The organism is Allomesorhizobium aridi (assembly GCF_043769475.1).
Lineage (GTDB): Bacteria > Pseudomonadota > Alphaproteobacteria > Rhizobiales > Rhizobiaceae > Allomesorhizobium.
On record NZ_CP171729.1, the window covers coordinates 1540802 to 1560794 of the forward strand.

Here is a 19993-nt window from a genome sequence, read left to right on the forward strand (position 1 = left end):
CCTCAGATATCCAGTTCTTCCGTTGCCGCGAACTCGGCCCGTTCCTGGATGAAGCGGAAGCGCGCGTCGGGTTTCGTCCCCATCAGAGCGTCGACGGACAATTTCGTCGCGGCCTCGTCGTCCTCCAGGTCGACCCGAAGCAGCATGCGCTTTCTCGGGTCCATCGTCGTTTCCTTGAGCTGCGCGGCCATCATCTCGCCGAGCCCCTTGAAGCGACCGATCTCAATCTTGCCACGGCCGGCGAATTCCGTGCGCAGCAGTTCGTCCTTGTGAGCGTCGTTTCGCGCATAAGCGACCTTCCCGCCCTGGCTGATGCGGTAGAGCGGCGGCACGGCCATGTAGAGATGGCCGCCGCGGACGAGATCGGGCATCTCCTGGTAGAAGAAGGTGATCAGCAGCGATGCGATATGCGCGCCGTCGACATCGGCGTCGGTCATGATGATGACCCGGTCGTAGCGCAGATCCTCGTCGCGGTATTTCGAGCGCGTGCCGCAGCCCAGCGCCTGGATCAGGTCGGAAATCTGCTGGTTGGCGGTCAGCTTGTCATGGCCGGCGCTGGCGACGTTGAGGATTTTCCCGCGCAGCGGAAGAATGGCCTGCATCTGTCGATCGCGCGCCTGTTTCGCCGAGCCGCCGGCCGAATCGCCCTCGACGATAAAGAGTTCAGCGCCGGCCGCTGCATTCTGCGTGCAGTCGGCGAGTTTTCCAGGCAGCCGCAATTTGCGCACCGCGCTCTTGCGCGACACTTCTTTTTCCTGGCGCCGCCGCACCCGCTCGTCGGCGCGCGCGATCACCCATTCGAGAAGCTTCGAGGCCTCCTGCGGATTGTCGGCCAGCCAATGGTCGAACGGATCGCGGATCGCCGTCTCGACAAGCCGGATAGCCTCGACAGACGCCAACTTGTCCTTGGTCTGGCCGACGAATTCCGGCTCGCGGATGAACACCGACAGCATGCCCGCCGCCGAGATCATCACGTCCTCGCTGGTCACCACCGAGGCGCGCTTGTTGCCGGTCAGGTCAGCATAGGCGCGCAGGCCTCGGGTCAGCACGTTGCGGAAGCCGGTCTCGTGCGTGCCGCCTTCGCCGGTCGGAATGGTGTTGCAGTAGGAATTGACGAAGCCGTCGCCGCCGAACCAGGTGACGGCCCATTCGATCGAGCCGTGTCCGCCCTGCTTTTCGCTTTTGCCGGCAAAGATTTCGCGCGTGATCTGGAATTCGTCGCCGAGCGAGGCTTTTAGATAATCCTTCAGCCCGCCGGGAAAATGCAGCACCGCTTTGGCGGGGGTCGGATCCTTTTCCTTGATCAGCAGCGGATCGCACGACCAACGGATCTCGACGCCGCCGAACAGATAGGCCTTCGATCGCGCCATGCGGTAGAGCCGCGCCGGTTCGAAATGCGCGCCCTTGCCGAAAATGTCGGGGTCGGGGTGGAAGCGGATTTTTGTGCCGCGCCGGTTGTGCACGTCGCCGAGCGCTTCCAGCCCGCCCTGCGGTATGCCGCGAGAAAAGCGCTGGCGATAGAGCTGGCGGCCGCGCGCCACCTCGACCTCGAGAAGATCCGACAGCGCGTTGACCACGGAAACGCCGACGCCGTGCAGGCCACCCGAAGTCTCATAGACCTTGGAATCGAATTTGCCGCCGGCATGCAGCGTGCACATGATCACTTCGAGCGCGGATTTCTTTGGAAATTTCGGGTGCGGATCGACCGGAATGCCGCGGCCATTGTCGGTGACGATCAAAAACCCGTCGGCGCCAAGCTCCACATCGATGAAGGTGGCGTGGCCGGCCACGGCTTCGTCCATCGAATTGTCGATGACTTCGGCGAAGAGGTGGTGCAGCGCCTTCTCGTCGGTGCCGCCAATATACATGCCCGGCCGCCGGCGCACCGGCTCCAGCCCCTCCAGCACCTCGATGTCGGCGGCGCTGTAGCCTTCGCTGCCGTCCTTCACCTGCGGCGTCGCCCCGCGCTTGGCGGCGGCCTGCACGAGCGGATCGGCTGGACGCGCGCGGGTCGTGGCTTTTGCCGGCGGCTGGTCCAGATTGGCGAAAAGGTCGTTGTTGTCGTCCATGAATTCCTAGATCGGTTGAGTAGGCGAATCAGGCTCAGATACTGTCATGCTTTGGCTCGCACGGGCAGCGGTTCCTAAGATGTTCCGGGCAAGCGACTTCGATTAGGCAGCGCGGATCGTCGGGATGCCGCTGACGTCCACTTCCCGCTCGGCATGCCAAGCGTCGTACGAGGCCTGCATCCGAAGCCAGGTTTCGGGTCCGTTGCCCAGCAACTTGCCGAGCTTTGCGGCTATCGTCGGACTCACCGGCTTCCTTTCGGCGGTGATATCGTAAAGCATCTGGCGGGAGATCCCGAGTAGCCGCGCAATCTCTGCTTTTGGCTTACCCAAATCGGGAATGATGTCGTCCAACACAGCTCCGGGGTGGCTCGGGCAGCGCGTTGGGTCCCTTTTCGCTTCATACTCTGCCATCGATCTCTTCCTCAATGGTACTGCTCGAAGTCGACGTGATAGGCGTTTTCGCCAGCGAACTCGAATGTGATACACCACGGTCCACTTACATGGATTGTGTACCGTGTCGGCCTGAATCCTTTGAGCGCATGAAAATTGTAGCCCGGCAAGTTCAGGTCCTCGATTGATTTCGCGTCGTTGAGAACGTCGAGGCGAACGGTGATGCGCTTGTGGAGCTTGGCGTCAATCTTCGCCGCTTTGCCTGTGGCGAAATGATCCGCCAGAGCCTTGTTCCTGAAGCTTTTGATCACGCGCAAGTTTGTAAGCTATTCGCTGACATGTGTCAACGAATAGCTTACAACGGGAAGGGCGGCTTGCCAGCTACTCCGCCGCGCCCAGATATTCGCTGACCGGCGGACAGGCGCACACCAGGTTGCGATCGCCGGCGACATTGTCGATGCGCGAGACCGGCGGCCAGTATTTGGCCGCACTGTCCGGATCGCCTCCCGGATAGGCGGCTTCGAGCCGCGTATAGGGATGCGTCCAGTCGGCGGCGAGCGTTTCGGCTGCGGTATGCGGCGCGTTGACCAGCGGGTTGTCGCCGGCCGGCCAGTCGCCTTTCGTCACCCGATCCGCTTCCTTCGCGATCGAGATCATCGCCTCGCAGAAGCGGTCGATCTCACGTTTCGGCTCGGATTCGGTCGGCTCCACCATCAGTGTCCCGGCCACCGGCCACGACATGGTCGGCGCGTGGAAACCGTAGTCGATCAAGCGTTTGGCGACGTCTTCTACACCGATGCCTGCATTTTCCTTCAAAACGCGCGTATCGAGAATGCACTCATGCGCGACGCGTCCGTTGCGGCCCTTGAACAGCACCGGGTAGTGCGCTTTCAGCCGCTCGGCTATGTAATTGGCGCTGAGGATCGCCAGTTCCGTCGCCTGCTTGAGGCCCGTGCCGCCCATCATGCGGATGTACATCCAGGTGATCGGCAGGATCGACGCGCTGCCATAGGGGGCGGCCGACACCGCATGTTCCGTTCCCGCCTCGACATGGCCGGGTAGGAACGCCGCCAGATGCGACTTGACGCCGATCGGCCCGACGCCGGGCCCCCCGCCGCCATGCGGAATGCAGAAGGTCTTGTGCAAGTTCATGTGGCAGACGTCGCCGCCAATGTCGCCCAGCCGCGCCAGGCCGACCAGCGCGTTCAGGTTGGCCCCGTCGAGGTAGACCTGGCCGCCATGCTCGTGCATCAGCGCGCAGATGTCCTTCACGCCTTCCTCGAACACGCCGTGCGTCGAGGGATAGGTGATCATCAGCGCCGCGAGGTTCTGCGAATGCTGCTCCACCTTCGCTTTCAAATCGGCGATGTCGATATCGCCTTCCTCCGTGCAGCGCACGACGATGACATCCATGCCGGCCATATGCGCGCTCGCCGGATTAGTGCCGTGCGCCGAGGACGGGATCAGGCAGACCTTGCGGTGCGCTTCTCCGCGCGACTGGTAATAGCGGCGGATGGCGAGCAGACCCGCATATTCGCCCTGGCTGCCGGCGTTCGGCTGCAGGGAAACCGCATCAAAGCCGGTTATTTCGGCGAGCCAGCCCTCCAGTTCGTCGGTCATGGCGCGATAACCTTCGGCATGCTCGGTCGGCGCGAACGGGTGCATATTCGCCACTTCCGGCCAGCTTACCGGCATCATCTCGGCCGCAGCGTTCAGCTTCATCGTGCAGGAGCCGAGCGGGATCATGGTGCGGTCGAGCGCCAGATCCTTGTCGGCCAGCCGCCTGAGATAGCGCATCATCTCCGTTTCTGAGCGGATCTCGTGGAACACCGGCTGCGTCATGAAGTTCTCGCCGCGCCGCCGTTCCGGCAGCATCAGCTCCGCTTCCGAAGGCGGCGTCGCACCGAACAGGCCCGACAGCGCCAAAGGTCCTCTTCGACCGAAGTCTGGTCGAAGCTGATGCCGACGCGGTCTTCGTCGATCACACGGATCAGCCGGCCGGTGAGTTCGGCCTCTGCGGCAATTCTTTTGGCCTGCCCTTCGACCGTCACTGTAACCGTGTCGAATATCTCATTGCCGGCGATGGCAAATCCGGCGGCCGTGAGCCCGGCCGAGAACCGCGCCGCCTGCGCGTGGACCCGGCGCGCCAGGGTCTGCAGGCCCTGCGGCCCGTGCCAGATCGCGAAAGCCGCCGCCATATTGGCGAGCAGCGCCTGCGCCGTGCAGATGTTCGAGGTCGCCTTGTCGCGCCGGATGTGCTGCTCGCGTGTCTGTAGCGCCAGCCGGTAGCCCGGCCGCCCCTTGGTGTCGATCGACTGGCCGATCAGCCGCCCGGGGATCAGCCGCGTCAGCCTGTCGGATACGGCGAGATAAGCCGCGTGCGGACCGCCATAACCCATCGGCACGCCGAAGCGCTGCATGGCGCCGACGGCGATGTCTGCGCCCTGTTTTCCCGGCGCTTCGAGCAGAGTCAGCGCCAGCGGGTCGGCGACGACGATGACCAGCGCGTCCACCGCCTTCGCCTTGGCGATCGCAGCCGTATGGTCGCCGAAAACCCCAAAAGTGTCGGGCCACGGCACGATGACCGCCGCCGTGTCGGCGTCGATCTTGCCACCATTGACCGCCATGCCGAGCGGCTCGGCGCGGGTCTTCACCACGTCCACTATCTGCGGGTGCAGCTCTCCGGCCAGGACGACGCGGCTGCGCTTTTCGCGGTGGTGGCGGAACGCAATTCCGACCGCTTCGGCAACTGCCGTCGCTTCGTCCAGCAGCGAGGCCGAAGCCACCGGCAGGCCGGTCAGTTCCGCGACCAGCGTCTGGAAATTGAACAGGAGTTCGAGCCGCCCCTGGCTGATCTCGGCCTGGTACGGCGTGTAGGCCGTGTACCAGGCCGGGTTCTCGAACAGGTTGCGCTGGATCACCGGCGGCACGCGGCAGCCGTGATAGCCCTGGCCGATGAAGCTTTTCAGCACGTGGTTGCGGCCCATCTTCTCGGAAAGCTCGGCCAATGCCTCGGCCTCGGTCGTCGGACCGGGCAGGTGCAGCGGCCGGTCGAGCCGGATCGATTTCGGCACGGTCTGTGTGATCAGCGTTTCCACCGAGGGCAGGCCGAGCGCGGCGAGCATCGCCCTCGTGTCGGCGGGGCCGGGGCCGATATGGCGGCCGGCGAATTCAGCGCGGTTGTCTGTCATGTCCAGTTCCTCAGCCGATCATTGCCTTGTAGCCGGCCTCGTCCATCAGGCCGGACAATTGGCTGTCGTCGGACAGCTTCATCTTCCACAGCCAGCCTTCGCCGGCGGGCGCCGAATTGACGAGCGCCGGGTTGGAGGAGAGCGCGGTGTTGGCCTCGACGATCTCGCCGTCGGCCGGCGCATAGACGTCGGACGCCGCCTTCACCGATTCGACGACGACGGCGACGTCGCCCTTGGCCAGCTTGCGGCCTGCCTCCGGCAGTTCAACGAACACCAGGTCGCCCAGTTGCTCCTGCGCATAGTCGGTGATGCCGACGGTCGCGACACCGCCTTCGACGCGGATCCATTCGTGGTCTTCGGTGAAATAGGTGGTCGCCATGAGGAACTATCCTTTGCGGTAGCGATGCTGCGTGAAGGGAAGGGGATGCGTGTCGACGGCGATCTTGGTGCCGCGCACATCTGCGAAGAGTTTCGTGCCGGGCTTGGCCAGGTCGGCCGGGACGTAGCCCATGGCCACCGGATGCCCGACGGAAGGGCCGAAGCCGCCCGAGGTGACCCGGCCGGCCGGATTACCAGCCCCATCGAAAAGTTGCGCCCCAGCGCGCACCGGCTGGCGGCCTTCCGGCTTCAGGCCGACGCGCTTTTCGGCCGGTCCGCGCGCCACGATCTTGCGCAAGGCATCAGCGCCGACAAATGCGCCTGTCGCGCGAAGGTCCTTGGGAATGGCCCACATCAGCGCCGCGCTCGCCGGGTCGGTTTCCGGGGTGATGTCCTGGCCGTGCAGGCAAAGCCCAGCTTCGAGCCGTAGGCTGTCGCGCGCGGCAAGCCCGATCCACATCACGCGCTCGTCCGCAAGCAGCTTCTCCACCAGTGCCCGAGCGTCGGCTTCAGGCAGACCGATCTCGAATCCGTCCTCGCCGGTATAGCCCGACCGGCTCATGAACCAGTTTTGGCGCGGTTCGATGCCGTGCATGAAGGTCAGCGATCCGGTCTCGATCCCGGCGCGGGAAAGCACGGCCCAGGCTTCCGGCCCCTGAATGGCAAGGAACACGCGGTTGAGCGGATCGACCTTGCTGTCGAAGTTCTTGGCCAGATCGCGCAGATGCGCTTCGTCGGCTGCCGCATTCCCTGCATTGGCGACGACCATGAAGCGGTCTGCGCCGAGCCTGGTGACGATCAGATCGTCAAGGATGCCGGCCTGATCGTTCAGGAAGAAGGTCAGCTTCGACTGCGAAACCTCAAGGCCGTTGGCGTCGAGCGGGCAGGCCTTCGACAGCAGGGCCGCGGCGTCGGGTCCGGACACTTCGAACAGCTTCATGTGTGAAATATCGAACAGCCCGGCCTGTTCGCGCGTGTGAAGGTGCTCCTTCATCACGCCGGCCGGATAGGTCAATGGCATCGACCAGCCCGCGAACGCTCCAAAGCGCGCGCCTGCCGACCTGTGCAGATCCTCGAGGGGTAGTGTTCTTATCGATCCGTCGGTCATGACTTCTCCAGAGCGCACGTAAGCGGCCGCTGTGGCGGCCATTCCGTGCCCCTCTGTCTGAAGCCTGAGAGACTCGCGCAACCGGAACTCTGTCGGCGACGCTTACACCTTCGGCGCGGGGGCCAGCCCCGACTTTCCAGAGTGTCTTTCCCGTCTACGGTTCTTTTTGCCTGAGAGATTTCGGGCGATTTCCCCTTCGGCGGCAGCTCTCGCTGCTCTCTCCCGCAAACAGGTAGGGACTCGAAAGTCCCTCGACGGCCTGTGTGTAGCCCATGCCCGACACTTTGTCACGTGGCTGCGACATGGCTTTCAACAACCCTTTGCTAACCACGCCCCCTTACCGGTTCTTCAAATCAATGCTGCTAGTCTTGCTCCGGGCTTGGAGGCGGCAATGACCGCTTTTGTTGGTTTTGGGGGCGGGAAAATGGGCGAAGGCATCGTGTCTGCACCTGTTGGCGGACTTGCAGCGAAGGATCGAATCACAGCCGAGGACGTGCTTCTGCTGCGCAGCCAGGTGTTCCGCGATGGCGTGGTCACACCCGAAGAGGCCGAATCACTGTTCGCGCTCGACGCTTCGAGCGATAAATGCGCGGAATGGCCGATCTTCTTCGTCGAGGCGATTACCGACTACATCGTCCATCAAGAAAAGCCCTCCGGCTACATCTCGGCCGCCAATGCCGAGTGGCTGATCGGCGTCGTCTCACGCGACGGTATGGTCGACACGCGGACCGAACTCGAACTGCTGGTGACGGTGCTGGAAAAGGCGAAGTTCTCGCCGGCGAAGCTTTCGGCTTACGCGCTGCAGCAGGTGATGCATGCGGTGGTGGACGGCAGAGGCCCATTGGCGAAAGGTGGCGAACTCGAGCCGGGGCGCATCACCAAGGCGGAGGTCGAGCTGCTGCGCCGGATACTCTACGCCTTCGGTGGCGACGGCAATGTCGCCGTCACCCGCGCCGAGGCCGAGGTGCTGCTGACGATCAACGAGCGCGCCGCCAACGCGCCGAACGATCCGTCGTGGAACGACCTTTTCGTGAAGGCTATGGCCAATTTCGTCATGTGTGGATCGGGCTACGAGGCGCCAACGCGCGAGAAGGCGCTACGCCAGGATGCCTTCATTGATGCTTCCGACGTCGGAATCGGCGGCTTTTTCGCCCGCATGGCCTCAGGTGGCGTTGCTGGAATCCTCGACGCCTACAGCCCTTCCGCGAACGTCGACACCGATTGGGAAGCCCACAATCTGTCGCGTGAGGCGCAGGCCCGCCGCGCCGAATCGATCGACGCCGCCGAAGCCAGGTGGCTGGTCGAGCGGATCGGCGGCAAGCCCACGCTGCACGAAAACGAGCGCGCTTTGCTGAAGTTCATCAAGCAGATGTCGCCGTCGATCCACCCCGACCTGCTGCCGCTGATCGACAGGGTGGCCTAAGTAGGCGGAATTAGCGGGCGGCGCCCATCCGTTCCATATCGGTTTGAAGGCGGCTGATCAGTTGGCCGGTTTCGGCGTGCAGAAGCACCAGCCGGTCAAGTTGCGCGTTGAGCAGGTCGGCCCTTTGCGACGCCCCCATCTCCTCGGAGGGCGCGATGCCGACGCCGTGGAGTATCCATGAAAGGCTGACGCCGAGCAGGCCGGACAAGGTCGTCAGCCGGTGCGAACCGGGCTGCGAGCGGTCGCTTTCCCAAGCTTGGATTGTCGCCATCTTCACCCCAAGCCGCAGGGCAAGGTGTTTGACGCTCAGGCCGCTGGCCTCGCGGGCCCGCGACAGACGGCCGCCGATCGTGTCGAGATCCGGCGTTTCTTCGTAAATGTTCGTGGTGTCGGACACCCGATATACCTCCTGTGGTGGCTGGAATCGCCGCGCCCGGAATTGAGCGTGGATCGGCCAAGCATGGAGGACAGGAGCTGGCAGCACAACCCATTCGAACGAATTATCGAGCAAATGCTTGTATTTAAGGGGAATTCTTCGACTGGCGGCCGGGATCAAATACCGCCATACCAGTCGTAACCGTTGTCCTCCCAATAGCCGCCCTTGCCGCGGCCGATCGCGCCGAAACTGTCGACCAGCTCGATCCGGTGCAGATATTTCGGCATCTTGTAGCCGAGCTGCCGCTCGACACGAACCCGCAGCGGCGCGCCGTTCTCGACGGGTAGCGGCTTGCCGTTGAGGCCATAGGCGAGGATTGTCTGCGGATGGCGCGCGTCGATCAGGTCGACCGAGCCGTAATATTTGATATCGCCCGCCAGGCTCCGCTCGATTGAATCCAGGCAATGGAAGACGGCGTAGCGCGCCTGCGGTTTTACCTTCGCCTCGTCGAGCACAAGCGACAACGGCACGCCCGTCCATTTGGCAATGCAGCTCCAGCCCTCGACGCAGTCGTGCCGGGTGATCTGCGTCCGCGATGGCATTGCAAGCAGTTGCTCGCGCGACAGCGACAGCGGCTTTTCGACAAGGCCCGTGATTTCCAACCGCCAGTCGGCAAAATCGTTGCGCAAGAGACTCCTGTACACTTCGTCGTCCGGCGCGGTCACGCCGTTGGGCCGCTGCGGCTGGCGGATGTCTGCTTCGGTGAATTCCTGCGCCAGCGCATCGCGGCCGGTTATCAGCCGCTGCACGCGGTAGGTGAGGTCGTTCGCGCCTTCCATGAAGCCGCGCACCGCGCTGTCGCGGGCGAGCCCGTCGAACACGTCGCATCCCGACAGCGCCAGGCCGGACGCGCCGATGCCGGCGGCGGACAGGAATTTGCGGCGGCTTATCTGGAATTTCTGCATGGTCACGCACTCCTTCCGGAGTTGGTTTCGCCATTCGCGGGCGGGTCGGTGCGGTACCAGCCGGTGACGATCGAGCGCAGTTCGTTGATCGGCCCTGCGGCCAGGATCATCAGCATATGGATGATGAAGAAGCCGACCAGAAGCAGCATCGCGGCGAAATGGCTGGTGCGCGCCGTCTGGCGTCCGCCCAGCGCATCCGCCAGGAACGGGATAGCGGCGTTCATCGTCGGCGACATCGCCAATCCGGTCAGGATCATCAGCGGCAGGAGAATGAAGAGCACGCCGCCATAGGCGAGCTTCTGCAGCGTGTTGTATTCGCGCGTGCGGTGAAAGCGCAGCCGCACATGGCTGGCTATGTCGCCCGGCAGCCGCCTCAAATCTTCGAGGCGAGGCGCAAGGTCGCGGCGCAGATGGCCATTGGCGAAGCTGGCCGCCAGCCAAACGACCAGCGTGACGACAAGAATCCAGGCAAAGAAAAAATGCACGACGCGCCCGGTCGCCAGATCCTGGTAGGACGGGATCGTCGCCCAGGCCGGAAAACCGCGCCCGACCGGCGTGTCGTCGACCCAGGAGAGGCCGAGCACGCCGCTGGTGTCGAAGCGCCGGCCGAACACCCGCGTATAGCCGACTGGGCCCTCCGGCGTGTTTTCCGCGCGCATGGCGAGGATTTCATTGTCGAAGCCGAACCCGGACTGGTCGCCGATATAAAGCGTCGGATGCGCGTTGAAGATCTGCAGGCCGCTGAGCAGCATGAAAAACAGCGAGACCGCCCAGATCCAATGGGTGAGGCGGGTCCAGGCCGATTGCCGATAGACCAACGTTCCAGCCTCGGCGTGCCCGGAAGCCGCGTCGGGCATTTCGCGGATATGCACGTCGTCCATGCGGTGCCTCCTGCGGCGTGGCGGCCGCAACGTTGATGAGATTACCGCTAAGATACGTTCCGTCCTAATGACGTGTTTCAGGCCGAGAGTGAAATTTTCGCGAGCCTGCTGTTATGCGCCAAGCCTCGCCGCATGCCATTTCAAATGGTCGTCCATGAAGGTCGAGATGAAGAAATAGGAATGGTCGTAACCTTCCTGCATGTGCAGCGTCAGCGGAATGCCGGCCTTCGCGCACGCTGCTTCGAACAGCCATGGCCGCAGGCCGTCGTCGAGAAAACCATCGGCCGTTCCCTGGTCGACCAGGAATTCGGGAAAGCGGTGGCTGTCCTCGATCAGTGCGCATGCATCGTATGCCCGCCACGCCGCTTCGTCCGGCCCGAGATATTTTTCGAGCGCCGGCTTCGACCAGCCGGCAGTCATCGGATTGACGATCGGCGCGAAGGCCGAGCAGCTTTTGAAGCGATCCGGGTTCCTCAGTGCCATCGTCAGCGCGCCGTGTCCGCCCATGGAATGGCCGAAGATCGCCTGCCGGTCCATGTCGACGGGGAAGTGCTCGGCGATAAGCGCGGGAAGCTCCTCCATGACATAGGAATACATGCGGTAGTTCTTCGCAAAGGGCGCCTGCGTCGCGTCGACATAGAAGCCGGCGCCGCTGCCGAACTGCCAGTTGTCCTTCTCGTCGGGAACATCGGGGCCGCGCGGGCTGGTGTCGGGGCAGACGACGATCAGCCCGAGTTCGGCCGCCATGCGCCGGTATTCGCCCTTGTCCATGACGTTCTGGTGCGTGCAGGTCAGGCCGGAAAGGTACCAGACGATCGGGCAGCGCTGTTCCACCGCCTGCGGCGGCGCGAATACCGCGAAGGTCATGTCGCAGGCGCAAGCCTCCGACGCATGCGAATAGACGCCCTGGATGCCGCCATGGGATTTTGCGAGAGAGATTGGTTTCAAGGTTCAGGCCCGATCAGTTGCGTTTCGATGTTGAGGCTTCGCGCCAGCGAGGCCAGGCGCTTGTCGGCGGTGACCAGCGGTTCATGCCGCTCCAGCGCCAGCGCGAGATAGAGGCAGTCGTAGACAGGATGTCGCCACTCCAGCGCCATCTCGATCGCTTTGGCCAAAAGGCTCACATCTGTAACCAGCTCAGCAATAGAATTGCGCAGAATTTCGATGCTCTCGACACATTTGTCTGGTGCGATGTCGCCCTTCCGCGCGCGTTTGTAGAGAACGTTCGCCGTTTCTACGAGAAGAAATTCAGGCGCTGCGAGGTCCTCCAACCAGCGAAGCGGATCGGCAGCGCGACTGAACTCTGTATCCGCAAACCAGTGGCTGGCCACGCTGGCGTCAATTATCATCGTCGAGACCGGGATATTGCTTTCCCAAATTGTGGTCGCGGTCCCACCGGATCTCATCGATTATCTGCTGCCCGGACACTGGTTTGGAGCTGGCGCGTATCGCATCCATCTGCCGGATCAACTCCGCGCGGTCTGGCTTGAATGCCGCCGCAAGCGTTTCTCTCGCGACCTGTTCGGCCGATTTTCCATCAGCCTTCGCTTTCGACCTGATGCGTTGCAGCACCACGTCGTCAATTTTTCTGACCAGCATCTGCCCCATGGCGAAAGCTCCATATTGATATCATTATGATATCAATATGGGTTCGAGAAAGCAATTAGCGGCAACTCATTCGACCGTAATCCCCAAATCCCTGATCGGTAGAAACGGCACTATCGTCGAGCGCTTGGCGATTTCTGCATCGAGCTCCTCAATTGGCGGATTGTCGGCCTCAATCCACCGGACCAGTTCGGAAAATTCGGCTCGCGGCATGGTCCGCGAGAAGGTTAGCGTGCCGCCTTCCTCAATCACGGTGCGGCCGTTGACCACGATGCTCTCAGCCACCACCGTCCAACTTGGCCCAAATGTCTTGACCATCGTATACATGGTTTTCGCCTTCACCGGCCCGACGCCGCCCTCCAGACACGCTTCGTAGAACATGCGATGCGTCGCCGCCGACGGCCGGGTCCGCACCTCGCAATAATAGTCGTGCAGCACCGAAGCGCGGCGGTAGTCGCCGATGAAGGGCGATCCGAAAGTCGACCAGAATATCTGCGGTATCGACGCGCCGTTGACGACCGCATTCTTCTTGGCGGTCCAGACAAGCCCACAGGAATCCTCGAACCCGAAGTCCTGCTCCAGCTTCACGTCGCGGTCGGCGCCTGGCTGCGTGAGCCAGGAAACGGAAACGGTTCCGATGAAATGCACTGGCATGAAACGGTCCTCCCCATCGCTAAAGTTGCAAGCGCGGACCTTAATCCGGATCGCAGGCTGCGTGGAGGATTCTTTGCAAGCTGGGCGATACGCAGCCCGGGGAACTATTCCGTCGCCTTGATCGCCTTGCGCGCCATCTGGTCCAGCGCGCCCAGGAAGCGCGAGCGGTCGGCGGGCGTGAAGCCGGCATTGTAGCCCTTGCTCTCGCCGGTTTCGCGCAGATGCTGCTTCAGGTCGCGCATCGCCACGGCCATGCCGATCGTCTCGGGCGTGAACGGCTTTCCGGTCGGGCCGAGCACATGCGCGCCCAGCGCCACCGCGCGCGCCGCCAAGGGAATGTCGGCCGTAATGACGATGTCGTTGGCCTTCGCATTCTCGACGATCCAGTCGTCGGCGGCGTCTGCGGCGGTTTTCGCCACCACGACATGCCTGACCATCGGGTCGCGCGAGGGTCTCAGGCCGCCATTCGACACGAAGGTGACGACCAGCCCGAGCCGTTCGGCGACTTTCTCCACCTCCGCCTTCACCGGGCAGGCATCGGCGTCGACATAGATGATCGGCTGTTCCATCGGCACTAAAGCCTCTCAACAACATCGATCCAAAGCTTCACATCATCCAGAAGCCTGCGCAACGTCCGCAGCAGAGCATTTTTCATCGAGTCTGGTACGCTATAGGGAGCTTGGCTTTCGGAGAAACCACCATTCACCTCACTCTCCCCGCGCAGGATGGCCATCGCCGCTTTGAAGCGGCCAGCAGGAACGCGGCTCTGCCCTCGCTCTTATTTGCCAATCTGCTTTAGCGAAACGCCGAGCAGTAGCCCAAGCTGTTCCTGGGTAAGGCCGGCCGCTCTCCGCAGCCGCGCCAGTTCCCGGCCTTGGGCCTTGTCATGCTCGTCAGGTTTTCGCGAAGTCGCCATATCGCCGCGCCATCAAAGCGCGACACTTAGACTTGCCACCCACTTGGAACAATGCATCCAAGGTTCCTTTCGATAGGCCCCTTGGCCACCTAAAGTTCCTATCCAAGCGTTCGCGGGCGCGCCACCTTTCCTCGTCGGGCAAAAGCGTCCTCACTCCGCCGCAATCTTGTCCTGCGTCTTCGTCTCGAAATCGCTGGCGTCATGGCGCTCGCGCAACTGGTTCGCCGGGTCGCCGCTGGTGCGGTTGACCATGCGGCCGCGCTTCACGGCCGGCCGTGCATGGAGCTGGTCGGCCCAGCGCAGCAGGTTCTTGTATTCGTGCACCGACAGGAACTCGCCGGCCTCGTAGTTCCAGCCCTTCACCATGCCGCCATACCAGGGCCAGATCGCCATGTCGGCGATGGTGTATTCGCTGCCGGCCACATATTCCGTCTCGGCCAGCCGCCGGTCGAGTACGTCGAGCTGGCGCTTGGTCTCCATCGCATAGCGATCGATGGCATATTCGATCTTCTCCGGCGCATAGGCGTAAAAATGGCCGAAGCCGCCGCCGAGGAAGGGCGTGCTGCCCATCTGCCAGAACAGCCAGGACAGCGTCTCGGCGCGGGCGGGCTGTTCGGTCGGAAGGAACGCGCCGAATTTTTCTGCGAGATGGACGAGGATGGCGCCGGATTCGAAGACGCGGATCGGCGTTTTCCCGCTGCGGTCCATCAGCGCCGGGATTTTCGAGTTCGGATTGACCTCGACGAAGCCGCTGCCGAACTGGTCGCCATCGCCGATCTGGATCAGCCAGGCGTCGTACTCCGCTCCGCTATGACCAGCTTCCAGAAGCTCCTCCAGCATGATGGTGACCTTCTGGCCGTTAGGCGTGCCGAGCGAATAGAGCTGGAAGGGATGCTTGCCCACCGGCAGTTCCTTTTCATGCGTCGGCCCGGCGATCGGGCGATTGATGCTGGCGAATGCGCCGCCGCTCGGCTTGTTCCAGGTCCAGACTTTTGGAGGGGTGTATGGGGCGGTATCGGTCATATCCAGAGCCTCTCGGGTGCTATTGCGCTAGCGGTTGGTTCGGCGGGGGAACCTCAACATATTGGTGCACCATTGCCGTTTCAAAGGGGGTGGCCGCCTCTGGACCAAGACTTTACGGGACCGGCGGCTGCCGCCGCGACCACCGGCTAGCCGGCCACGCTGCCGACCCAAGCCCGCCACTCGCTCTCGTCGCCATGGAACACGTTCAAATCGATGCGGCCCTCGACCCCATGCGAAAGTCCGGATCCCGAATATTGCCAGAACACCCATTTGCGGCCGGGATAGACTTTTGCCGGGTGCGCCGCCACCGAGCGCAGCCAGAAGGGATGGTCCGGAAAGGCGCTCCTCAGATTATCGCGATAGAAATCTGGCGCGGTGTAGATGATCGGACGCTGGCCGTAATGCGCCTCGAGCCGATCCATGAAGACCTGCATCTTCTCCAGCACACGCGCGCGCGACGGGCGCTTGCGGCAATTCCTGGAATCGCCGTTCCACTCGACATCAATCACCGGCGGCAGCGCGCCGGCGACCTTGGGCACATTGCGGATGAACCAGTCGGCCTGCTCGCCGGCTGTGCGGCACCAGTAGAAGAAATGATAGGCGCCGCGTCTAAGGCCTGCTTGGCCTGCCGCGCGCCAGTTCTTCCGGAACATCGGGTCGAGATGGTCACCGCCGTCGGTCGCCTTGATGTAGGCGAAATTCGCCCCCTGCGACCGGAGCTTCGCCCAGTCGATCTCGCCCTGCCAGCGCGAGACGTCGACGCCGTGCACCGCGAGCTTCGTCGGCGACTTCTTGCCGAAATTGATTGGCTTGGCGTCACGGAACCGGTGCCGCTGGATCGTCCCGCCGGCATAGGGCGCGTCGCGCAGTGCCGGCTTCGGCGCCGCGACCAGCGCAATCGGCGTCACCTCAGGTTCGGCGGGCTCGGCGACTTCCTCCACCTGCGCGGTCTGCACGACAGCCTCCGTCGGAGCGGCTGCACCCACTTCCGCCTGCGGTACGGCCGCGTCGGGTCTCGGGATCGAACTGGTGGTTTCGAGCGAGGGCGCCAGGCCGTCGACGCCGGAACTCGATGTGCACCCAGCGATGCCAAGGCATGCGAGGAGGGTAACGACGATGGCTGTCGAACGCATTGGGACCCGTACGCAAAACATTGAGACCGAAGGCGGACGCCAGCGGAGACGATTTCACTAACGGGAGATTACCAAGAAAGATTGAATCCAAAGTTTCCGCGCCGGTTAACGATAGCGCCGACTTTCCCTCCTCCTTGAGGGGAGGTGGCCGCGAAGCGGCTGGGAGGTTGCCGATGAAAGTATGCTTGACCTGTTGGTCGTCGCGGAATGAAACGCCGCGTACTGCCGCACCGACCCCACCCCCGGCGCTTCGCGCCGACCCTCCCCTCAAGAGGGAGGGAGGCGTCGGCGCGTTTTCAGCGGGCTTCTCTCCTCCGGGCAGGGAGAAGGGTAGCGGGTGAAACGAGCCGGTGAGGGGCGATTTTTTTAGAAAGGAAGTGAAGGTTGCGATTTCAAATCGTAAGGGAGGAGTTGGACTGCCCCACCCTTACGCGCACCATCCCTGCCGTCCGGATGTCTGCGCGATAATGTGCGGGGGCGGAACGAATGCCGCCTCGGCGCGGTCGCGTGCCCGTTCGAGCAGCGTGCGCACCTCGTCGGGATGCACGCGGTCGCGCTTCATGACGAGCTGGATCAGCGGATCGCTCAACAGCTCGTCCAGTGTGTTCCTGGTCTCCGTCATCTGCCGTCTCCTCGAATGCCGCCCGCACCCTTAGATAGGGTGAGGATGATGGCACGCCAATGTCGCTTCGATGACGATCCGATGTCGCGGCCGAAAAAACTCGGGGTCAGCCGCTAATGCGCCCGTGCGGCATTCCGTACATCAGCCGCTCGAAGCCGTCGCCCGAGACATGCACCAGCGTGCGGTGGTCGCCGCCTTCGAAATAGATGTCGTCGCGGCGCTCCAGCCCGTCATCGACCACGCTGGCGATCCGGTATGGCGCGCCGAAGATCGGCACCGCGCCGGTGTCGCAGTCGGGGAAGAGCGCGCTGGCTTCGTCCTCGGTTGCGAGTTCCACCGGCTCGCCGACCAGTTCGCGGACCTTTTCGAGGTCGACCTGGCGCGAGGCGGGCACAACCGCAAGCAGATAGCTGCCGTCCCAGCGCAGCACGACGCCCTTGGCGAGTTCGTTGCCAGGCACGTGGCTGGCTTCGGCGGTCATTGCCGACGACGCGGTCTTGCTGTGCTTGGCGACATCATAGGTGACGTGGTTGTCTTCGAGATATTCCTGCATTGTCAGCGCAATACCCATGGCCGTTTCCTTTCCCAGTAGCATCGCTGCCAGCGGACGAAAGCGGACGGCGGGGATTGCGCGCGGAAACAGCCGCAAAAGGCGCAGTGCGCGTGGACCAGCTCCTCGCCATCGCCGGCTGGTCGCGTGGCCGGCCCTCTAGCGGGCAGGCCAATTGGTGGAGAAAGGATACACCCCCCGGCCAGAACCGGCAACCGTGGCAGCGCCGGTTGCATTCCGCCGGCCATGCGCCAGATTCGGGCGAGGACGTGTTTGGAGGCGGCGATGCAGGGCGAACGCAAGGCGATGCTGGTGCGCATTTCGGGCAGGGTGCAGGGCGTCAGTTTTCGCATATGGACGCGTGAGGAGGCCGAGAAGCTCGGACTGTCCGGCTGGGTGCGCAACGAGGATGACGGCTCGGTGAAGGCGCTGATCGCCGGACCCGAGGCTGCGGTCGCGGCGATGCTCGGCCGGTTCTGGGAAGGGCCTGCCGGCGCCATGGTTTCCGACGTCGCCACTGAAAGCGCCGATGCCGGCGAAGCGCCCGTCGGCTTCCGCATCACCGGCTAGTCGCGAAGCGTCGCCCTTTGCGATTGACGGGCCCCTGCCGGCGTGCTCGGCAGCCTCACCACCTCGGCCGTTCGCTGGATGTCGCGGTGCTGTGGGAGAGGGCGAAGCCGGCCCGGCACTTACGCCGCGGCCAATGCGTTTGCCGCCATCCTCGCTCTGTTTTTGGGTTTTATGGCTCGTAAGGAGCCTCGGCTGATGCTATTGCGCCCGATTGGAAATGGATAAGGCACGATGGCAGGCGTAGAGCAGATCAAGGTGGAGGCCGGCGAGACGGGCATGCGGCTCGACCGCTGGTTCAAGACGCATTTTCCCGGGCTCGGGTTCGGCCACCTCCAGAAATTGCTGCGTTCTGGCCAGATTCGCGTCGATGGCGGGCGCGCCAAGGCCGACACGCGCATCGAGCCAGGCCAGATGATCCGCATCCCGCCGCTTGGCGTCGACCAGAAGAGCGCCGGGCCGCTGACTGCAAAAACCATGCGCCATCAGGACGATGGCGACGTTCTCTCACAGATGCTGATCTACGAGGATCCAAAAGTCTTCGTCTTCAACAAGCCGGCGGGGCTTGCCGTGCAGGGCGGCTCGGGTGTGGTCCGCCATGTCGACGACATGCTGGAGGCTTGGCGCAATTCCAAGGGCGAGAAGCCGCGGCTGGTGCACCGGCTCGACCGAGACACTTCCGGCGTGCTGGTCGTCGCCCGCACCCGCCTTGCGGCGATGAAGCTCGCCGAGGCTTTTCGCGGGAGGGATGCGAAGAAAACCTACTGGGCGCTGGTGAGAGGCGTGCCGAAAAAGCGCGAGGACAAGATTTCGACCTGGCTGGTCAAAGAAGCGACGCCGGACGGCGACCGGGTCCGCGTGGCCCAGCACGGCGAAAAAGGCGCCGATCATGCGGTGTCCTACTACCGCGTTCTCGAACAGGCGGCACAGGCCTTCTCCTGGCTCGAAATGGAGCCGCATACCGGCCGCACCCACCAGTTGCGCGTCCATGCGGCCTATATCGATTGTCCGATCATCGGCGACCCGAAATACTTTGAGGCCGACCAGAACTGGGATTTTCCTGGCGGTGTCCAGAACCGACTGCATCTCCACGCCAGGCGCATTCGCATTCCGCATCCCGACAAGGGCGTGATCGACGTCACCGCGCCGTTGCCGCCGCATATGCGCCAGACCTGGAATTTGATGGGCTTCGATGACGCAAGCGGCGAGGAAGAATCGTGAGCGGCGCGGCCGACACATTCGACCGGCGCGACGCTGTCGACATGGCCGCTGCCGCGATCATGGTCGGCCTGACCTTTTCATGGGGGCTGAACGGCGTCGCCGCGAAGCTCTCCTATGCCGGCTTCAGTCCGGTCTTCGTCTCCGTGGTCCGCTCGGCGCTCGCCGGCCTTGTCGTGCTGCTATGGTGCCGCTATCGCGGCATTCGGCTGTTCGAAAGCGACGGGACGCTTTGGCCGGGCTTGCTCGCCGGCCTGCTTTTCGGGGCGGAATTCGTGCTGATCTTCGTCGGCCTCGAATTCACCACCGTGGCGCGCAGCGCCCTGATGGTCAACACGATGCCGTTCTGGGTTCTTGTGGGCGCGCATTTCCTTCTCGGCGAACACATGACGCTGCGCAAGTGGATGGGCCTCGCCATGGCTTTCGCCGGCGTCGTCCTGGTGTTTTCCGATAAGCTCAGCCTCCCAAGCCCGGAAGCGATCACCGGCGACATAATGTGTCTCGGTGCGGGCATCCTGTGGGCGGCGACAACGCTGGTCATCAAGAAAAGCAGGCTTGCCGTGGTCAGCGCGGAGAAACTGCTCCTCTACCAACTGGCCGTCTCCGCCGTCATGACACTGCCGCTTTTGCCGCTGGCCGGCCCGGCCTTGCGCGAAATCTCGCCGCTCGCTACCGGGGCGCTGCTGTTCCAGGCTGTCTATATCGTAGCCTTCACCTATATTCTGTGGTTCTGGTTGATGCGGCGCTATCCTGCGGCGGGGCTGTCGAGTTTCGCCTTTCTGACGCCGGCATTCGGCGTTCTGTGCGGCGGAATTCTTCTCGGCGAACCGCTCAGCGCCAAGATATTTGCCGCCCTCGGCCTGATGGCGGCCGGGCTGATCATCGTCAACCGTCCGCCGCGCCGCCAGCTTTCGTGAGGCCATG

At 63.3% G+C, this 19993-nt stretch carries 22 protein-coding genes, 1 pseudogene and 1 riboswitch; of the genes and pseudogenes, 4 read left to right on the top strand and 19 right to left on the bottom strand.

Annotation, left to right across the window (positions count from 1 at the left end; all coding sequences use genetic code 11):
- Window positions 1–2: 2 nt before the first annotated feature.
- The 6 genes and pseudogenes from parE to gcvT all read right to left on the bottom strand — a co-directional run bounded on the left by parE (window position 3) and on the right by gcvT (window position 7136).
- Window positions 3–2069 carry a DNA topoisomerase IV subunit B gene (gene parE / locus ACG873_RS09555; protein ID WP_394891493.1) on the bottom strand — a complete coding sequence of 689 codons (2067 nt, stop codon included), beginning with the start codon at window positions 2067–2069 and terminating at the stop codon, window positions 3–5.
- Between the two features lie 102 nt (window positions 2070–2171).
- The gene (locus ACG873_RS09560) at window positions 2172–2480 is read right to left on the bottom strand and encodes a HigA family addiction module antitoxin (protein ID WP_394891494.1); all 309 of its coding nucleotides are present in this window, start codon (window positions 2478–2480) and stop codon (window positions 2172–2174) included.
- A gap of 11 nt (window positions 2481–2491) precedes the next feature.
- A complete protein-coding gene (locus ACG873_RS09565) occupies window positions 2492–2770 on the bottom strand; it encodes a type II toxin-antitoxin system RelE/ParE family toxin (RefSeq protein ID WP_394893423.1) in 279 nt (92 codons plus the stop codon).
- Window positions 2771–2840: 70 nt separating this feature from the next.
- Window positions 2841–5650 (bottom strand): annotated as a pseudogene (gene gcvP, locus ACG873_RS09570) (aminomethyl-transferring glycine dehydrogenase).
- 10 nt (window positions 5651–5660) lie between these two features.
- Complete coding sequence (gene gcvH / locus ACG873_RS09575; RefSeq protein ID WP_394891495.1) at window positions 5661–6029, bottom strand: glycine cleavage system protein GcvH; 369 nt, start codon at window positions 6027–6029, stop codon at window positions 5661–5663.
- Between the two features lie 6 nt (window positions 6030–6035).
- Entirely contained in the window at window positions 6036–7136 is a 1101-nt protein-coding gene (gene gcvT / locus ACG873_RS09580; RefSeq protein ID WP_394891496.1) for a glycine cleavage system aminomethyltransferase GcvT, read from the bottom strand.
- 147 nt (window positions 7137–7283) lie between these two features.
- Window positions 7284–7371, bottom strand: a riboswitch (glycine riboswitch).
- A 156-nt stretch (window positions 7372–7527) separates the two neighbouring features.
- On the opposite strand from gcvT, the gene ACG873_RS09585 reads away from it, so the two are divergent.
- Entirely contained in the window at window positions 7528–8559 is a 1032-nt protein-coding gene (locus ACG873_RS09585) for a hypothetical protein (RefSeq protein ID WP_394891497.1), read from the top strand.
- 10 nt (window positions 8560–8569) lie between these two features.
- On the opposite strand, the gene ACG873_RS09590 is transcribed toward ACG873_RS09585, so the two are convergent.
- The 13 genes from ACG873_RS09590 to ACG873_RS09650 all read right to left on the bottom strand — a co-directional run bounded on the left by ACG873_RS09590 (window position 8570) and on the right by ACG873_RS09650 (window position 17305).
- On the bottom strand, window positions 8570–8956 hold the full coding sequence (locus ACG873_RS09590; protein ID WP_394891498.1) for a helix-turn-helix domain-containing protein: 387 nt from the start codon (window positions 8954–8956) through the stop codon (window positions 8570–8572).
- Window positions 8957–9111: 155 nt separating this feature from the next.
- A complete protein-coding gene (locus ACG873_RS09595; protein WP_394893424.1) occupies window positions 9112–9900 on the bottom strand; it encodes a molybdopterin-binding protein in 789 nt (262 codons plus the stop codon).
- 2 nt (window positions 9901–9902) lie between these two features.
- Window positions 9903–10781: a cytochrome b/b6 domain-containing protein gene (locus tag ACG873_RS09600; RefSeq protein ID WP_394891499.1), complete on the bottom strand. Its 879-nt coding sequence runs from the start codon at window positions 10779–10781 to the stop codon at window positions 9903–9905.
- 111 nt (window positions 10782–10892) lie between these two features.
- Window positions 10893–11729, bottom strand: a complete 837-nt coding sequence (gene fghA / locus ACG873_RS09605; RefSeq protein WP_394891500.1) for an S-formylglutathione hydrolase — start codon at window positions 11727–11729, stop codon at window positions 10893–10895.
- Window positions 11726–12112 (bottom strand): type II toxin-antitoxin system VapC family toxin, encoded by a 387-nt coding sequence (locus ACG873_RS09610; protein ID WP_394891501.1) that lies wholly within the window; start codon window positions 12110–12112, stop codon window positions 11726–11728. Before ACG873_RS09610 ends, fghA begins: the two co-directional genes overlap by 4 nt.
- A 7-nt stretch (window positions 12113–12119) precedes the next feature.
- Complete coding sequence (locus ACG873_RS09615) at window positions 12120–12389, bottom strand: FitA-like ribbon-helix-helix domain-containing protein (protein ID WP_394891502.1); 270 nt, start codon at window positions 12387–12389, stop codon at window positions 12120–12122.
- 66 nt (window positions 12390–12455) lie between these two features.
- Window positions 12456–13040 carry a DUF1353 domain-containing protein gene (locus ACG873_RS09620; RefSeq protein ID WP_394891503.1) on the bottom strand — a complete coding sequence of 195 codons (585 nt, stop codon included), beginning with the start codon at window positions 13038–13040 and terminating at the stop codon, window positions 12456–12458.
- Between the two features lie 104 nt (window positions 13041–13144).
- Window positions 13145–13609: a YaiI/YqxD family protein gene (locus ACG873_RS09625; RefSeq protein WP_394891504.1), complete on the bottom strand. Its 465-nt coding sequence runs from the start codon at window positions 13607–13609 to the stop codon at window positions 13145–13147.
- A 5-nt stretch (window positions 13610–13614) separates the two neighbouring features.
- Window positions 13615–13773 (bottom strand): hypothetical protein, encoded by a 159-nt coding sequence (locus ACG873_RS09630; RefSeq protein ID WP_394891505.1) that lies wholly within the window; start codon window positions 13771–13773, stop codon window positions 13615–13617.
- A gap of 333 nt (window positions 13774–14106) precedes the next feature.
- Window positions 14107–14979, bottom strand: a complete 873-nt coding sequence (yghU, locus tag ACG873_RS09635) for a glutathione-dependent disulfide-bond oxidoreductase (RefSeq protein WP_394891506.1) — start codon at window positions 14977–14979, stop codon at window positions 14107–14109.
- A 146-nt stretch (window positions 14980–15125) separates the two neighbouring features.
- On the bottom strand, window positions 15126–16112 hold the full coding sequence (locus ACG873_RS09640) for a GH25 family lysozyme (protein ID WP_394891507.1): 987 nt from the start codon (window positions 16110–16112) through the stop codon (window positions 15126–15128).
- Window positions 16113–16539: 427 nt separating this feature from the next.
- Entirely contained in the window at window positions 16540–16734 is a 195-nt protein-coding gene (locus tag ACG873_RS09645; protein ID WP_394891508.1) for a hypothetical protein, read from the bottom strand.
- A 106-nt stretch (window positions 16735–16840) separates the two neighbouring features.
- Window positions 16841–17305, bottom strand: a complete 465-nt coding sequence (locus ACG873_RS09650; protein WP_394891509.1) for an aminoacyl-tRNA deacylase — start codon at window positions 17303–17305, stop codon at window positions 16841–16843.
- A 264-nt stretch (window positions 17306–17569) separates the two neighbouring features.
- On the opposite strand from ACG873_RS09650, the gene ACG873_RS09655 reads away from it, so the two are divergent.
- The 3 genes from ACG873_RS09655 (at window position 17570) to ACG873_RS09665 (ending at window position 19986) form a co-directional block, all read left to right on the top strand.
- Window positions 17570–17854, top strand: coding sequence for an acylphosphatase (locus ACG873_RS09655; RefSeq protein ID WP_394891510.1), 285 nt, complete (start codon window positions 17570–17572; stop codon window positions 17852–17854).
- A gap of 231 nt (window positions 17855–18085) precedes the next feature.
- A complete protein-coding gene (locus ACG873_RS09660; RefSeq protein ID WP_394891511.1) occupies window positions 18086–19072 on the top strand; it encodes an RluA family pseudouridine synthase in 987 nt (328 codons plus the stop codon).
- Complete coding sequence (locus ACG873_RS09665) at window positions 19069–19986, top strand: DMT family transporter (RefSeq protein ID WP_394891512.1); 918 nt, start codon at window positions 19069–19071, stop codon at window positions 19984–19986. Before ACG873_RS09660 ends, ACG873_RS09665 begins: the two co-directional genes overlap by 4 nt.
- Window positions 19987–19993: the final 7 nt, after the last annotated feature.

Coding starts and splice junctions, on each gene's coding strand:
- parE (WP_394891493.1), bottom strand. CDS start 2,069: ATGGACGACAACAACGACCTTTTCGCCAATCTGGACCAGCCGCCGGCA.
- ACG873_RS09560 (WP_394891494.1), bottom strand. CDS start 2,480: ATGGCAGAGTATGAAGCGAAAAGGGACCCAACGCGCTGCCCGAGCCAC.
- gcvH (WP_394891495.1), bottom strand. CDS start 6,029: ATGGCGACCACCTATTTCACCGAAGACCACGAATGGATCCGCGTCGAA.
- gcvT (WP_394891496.1), bottom strand. CDS start 7,136: ATGACCGACGGATCGATAAGAACACTACCCCTCGAGGATCTGCACAGG.
- ACG873_RS09585 (WP_394891497.1), top strand. CDS start 7,528: ATGACCGCTTTTGTTGGTTTTGGGGGCGGGAAAATGGGCGAAGGCATC.
- ACG873_RS09595 (WP_394893424.1), bottom strand. CDS start 9,900: ATGCAGAAATTCCAGATAAGCCGCCGCAAATTCCTGTCCGCCGCCGGC.
- ACG873_RS09600 (WP_394891499.1), bottom strand. CDS start 10,781: ATGGACGACGTGCATATCCGCGAAATGCCCGACGCGGCTTCCGGGCAC.
- ACG873_RS09615 (WP_394891502.1), bottom strand. CDS start 12,389: ATGGGGCAGATGCTGGTCAGAAAAATTGACGACGTGGTGCTGCAACGC.
- ACG873_RS09620 (WP_394891503.1), bottom strand. CDS start 13,040: ATGCCAGTGCATTTCATCGGAACCGTTTCCGTTTCCTGGCTCACGCAG.
- ACG873_RS09625 (WP_394891504.1), bottom strand. CDS start 13,609: ATGGAACAGCCGATCATCTATGTCGACGCCGATGCCTGCCCGGTGAAG.
- ACG873_RS09630 (WP_394891505.1), bottom strand. CDS start 13,773: ATGGCCATCCTGCGCGGGGAGAGTGAGGTGAATGGTGGTTTCTCCGAA.
- yghU (WP_394891506.1), bottom strand. CDS start 14,979: ATGACCGATACCGCCCCATACACCCCTCCAAAAGTCTGGACCTGGAAC.
- ACG873_RS09640 (WP_394891507.1), bottom strand. CDS start 16,112: ATGCGTTCGACAGCCATCGTCGTTACCCTCCTCGCATGCCTTGGCATC.
- ACG873_RS09645 (WP_394891508.1), bottom strand. CDS start 16,734: ATGACGGAGACCAGGAACACACTGGACGAGCTGTTGAGCGATCCGCTG.
- ACG873_RS09650 (WP_394891509.1), bottom strand. CDS start 17,305: ATGGGTATTGCGCTGACAATGCAGGAATATCTCGAAGACAACCACGTC.
- ACG873_RS09655 (WP_394891510.1), top strand. CDS start 17,570: ATGCAGGGCGAACGCAAGGCGATGCTGGTGCGCATTTCGGGCAGGGTG.
- ACG873_RS09660 (WP_394891511.1), top strand. CDS start 18,086: ATGGCAGGCGTAGAGCAGATCAAGGTGGAGGCCGGCGAGACGGGCATG.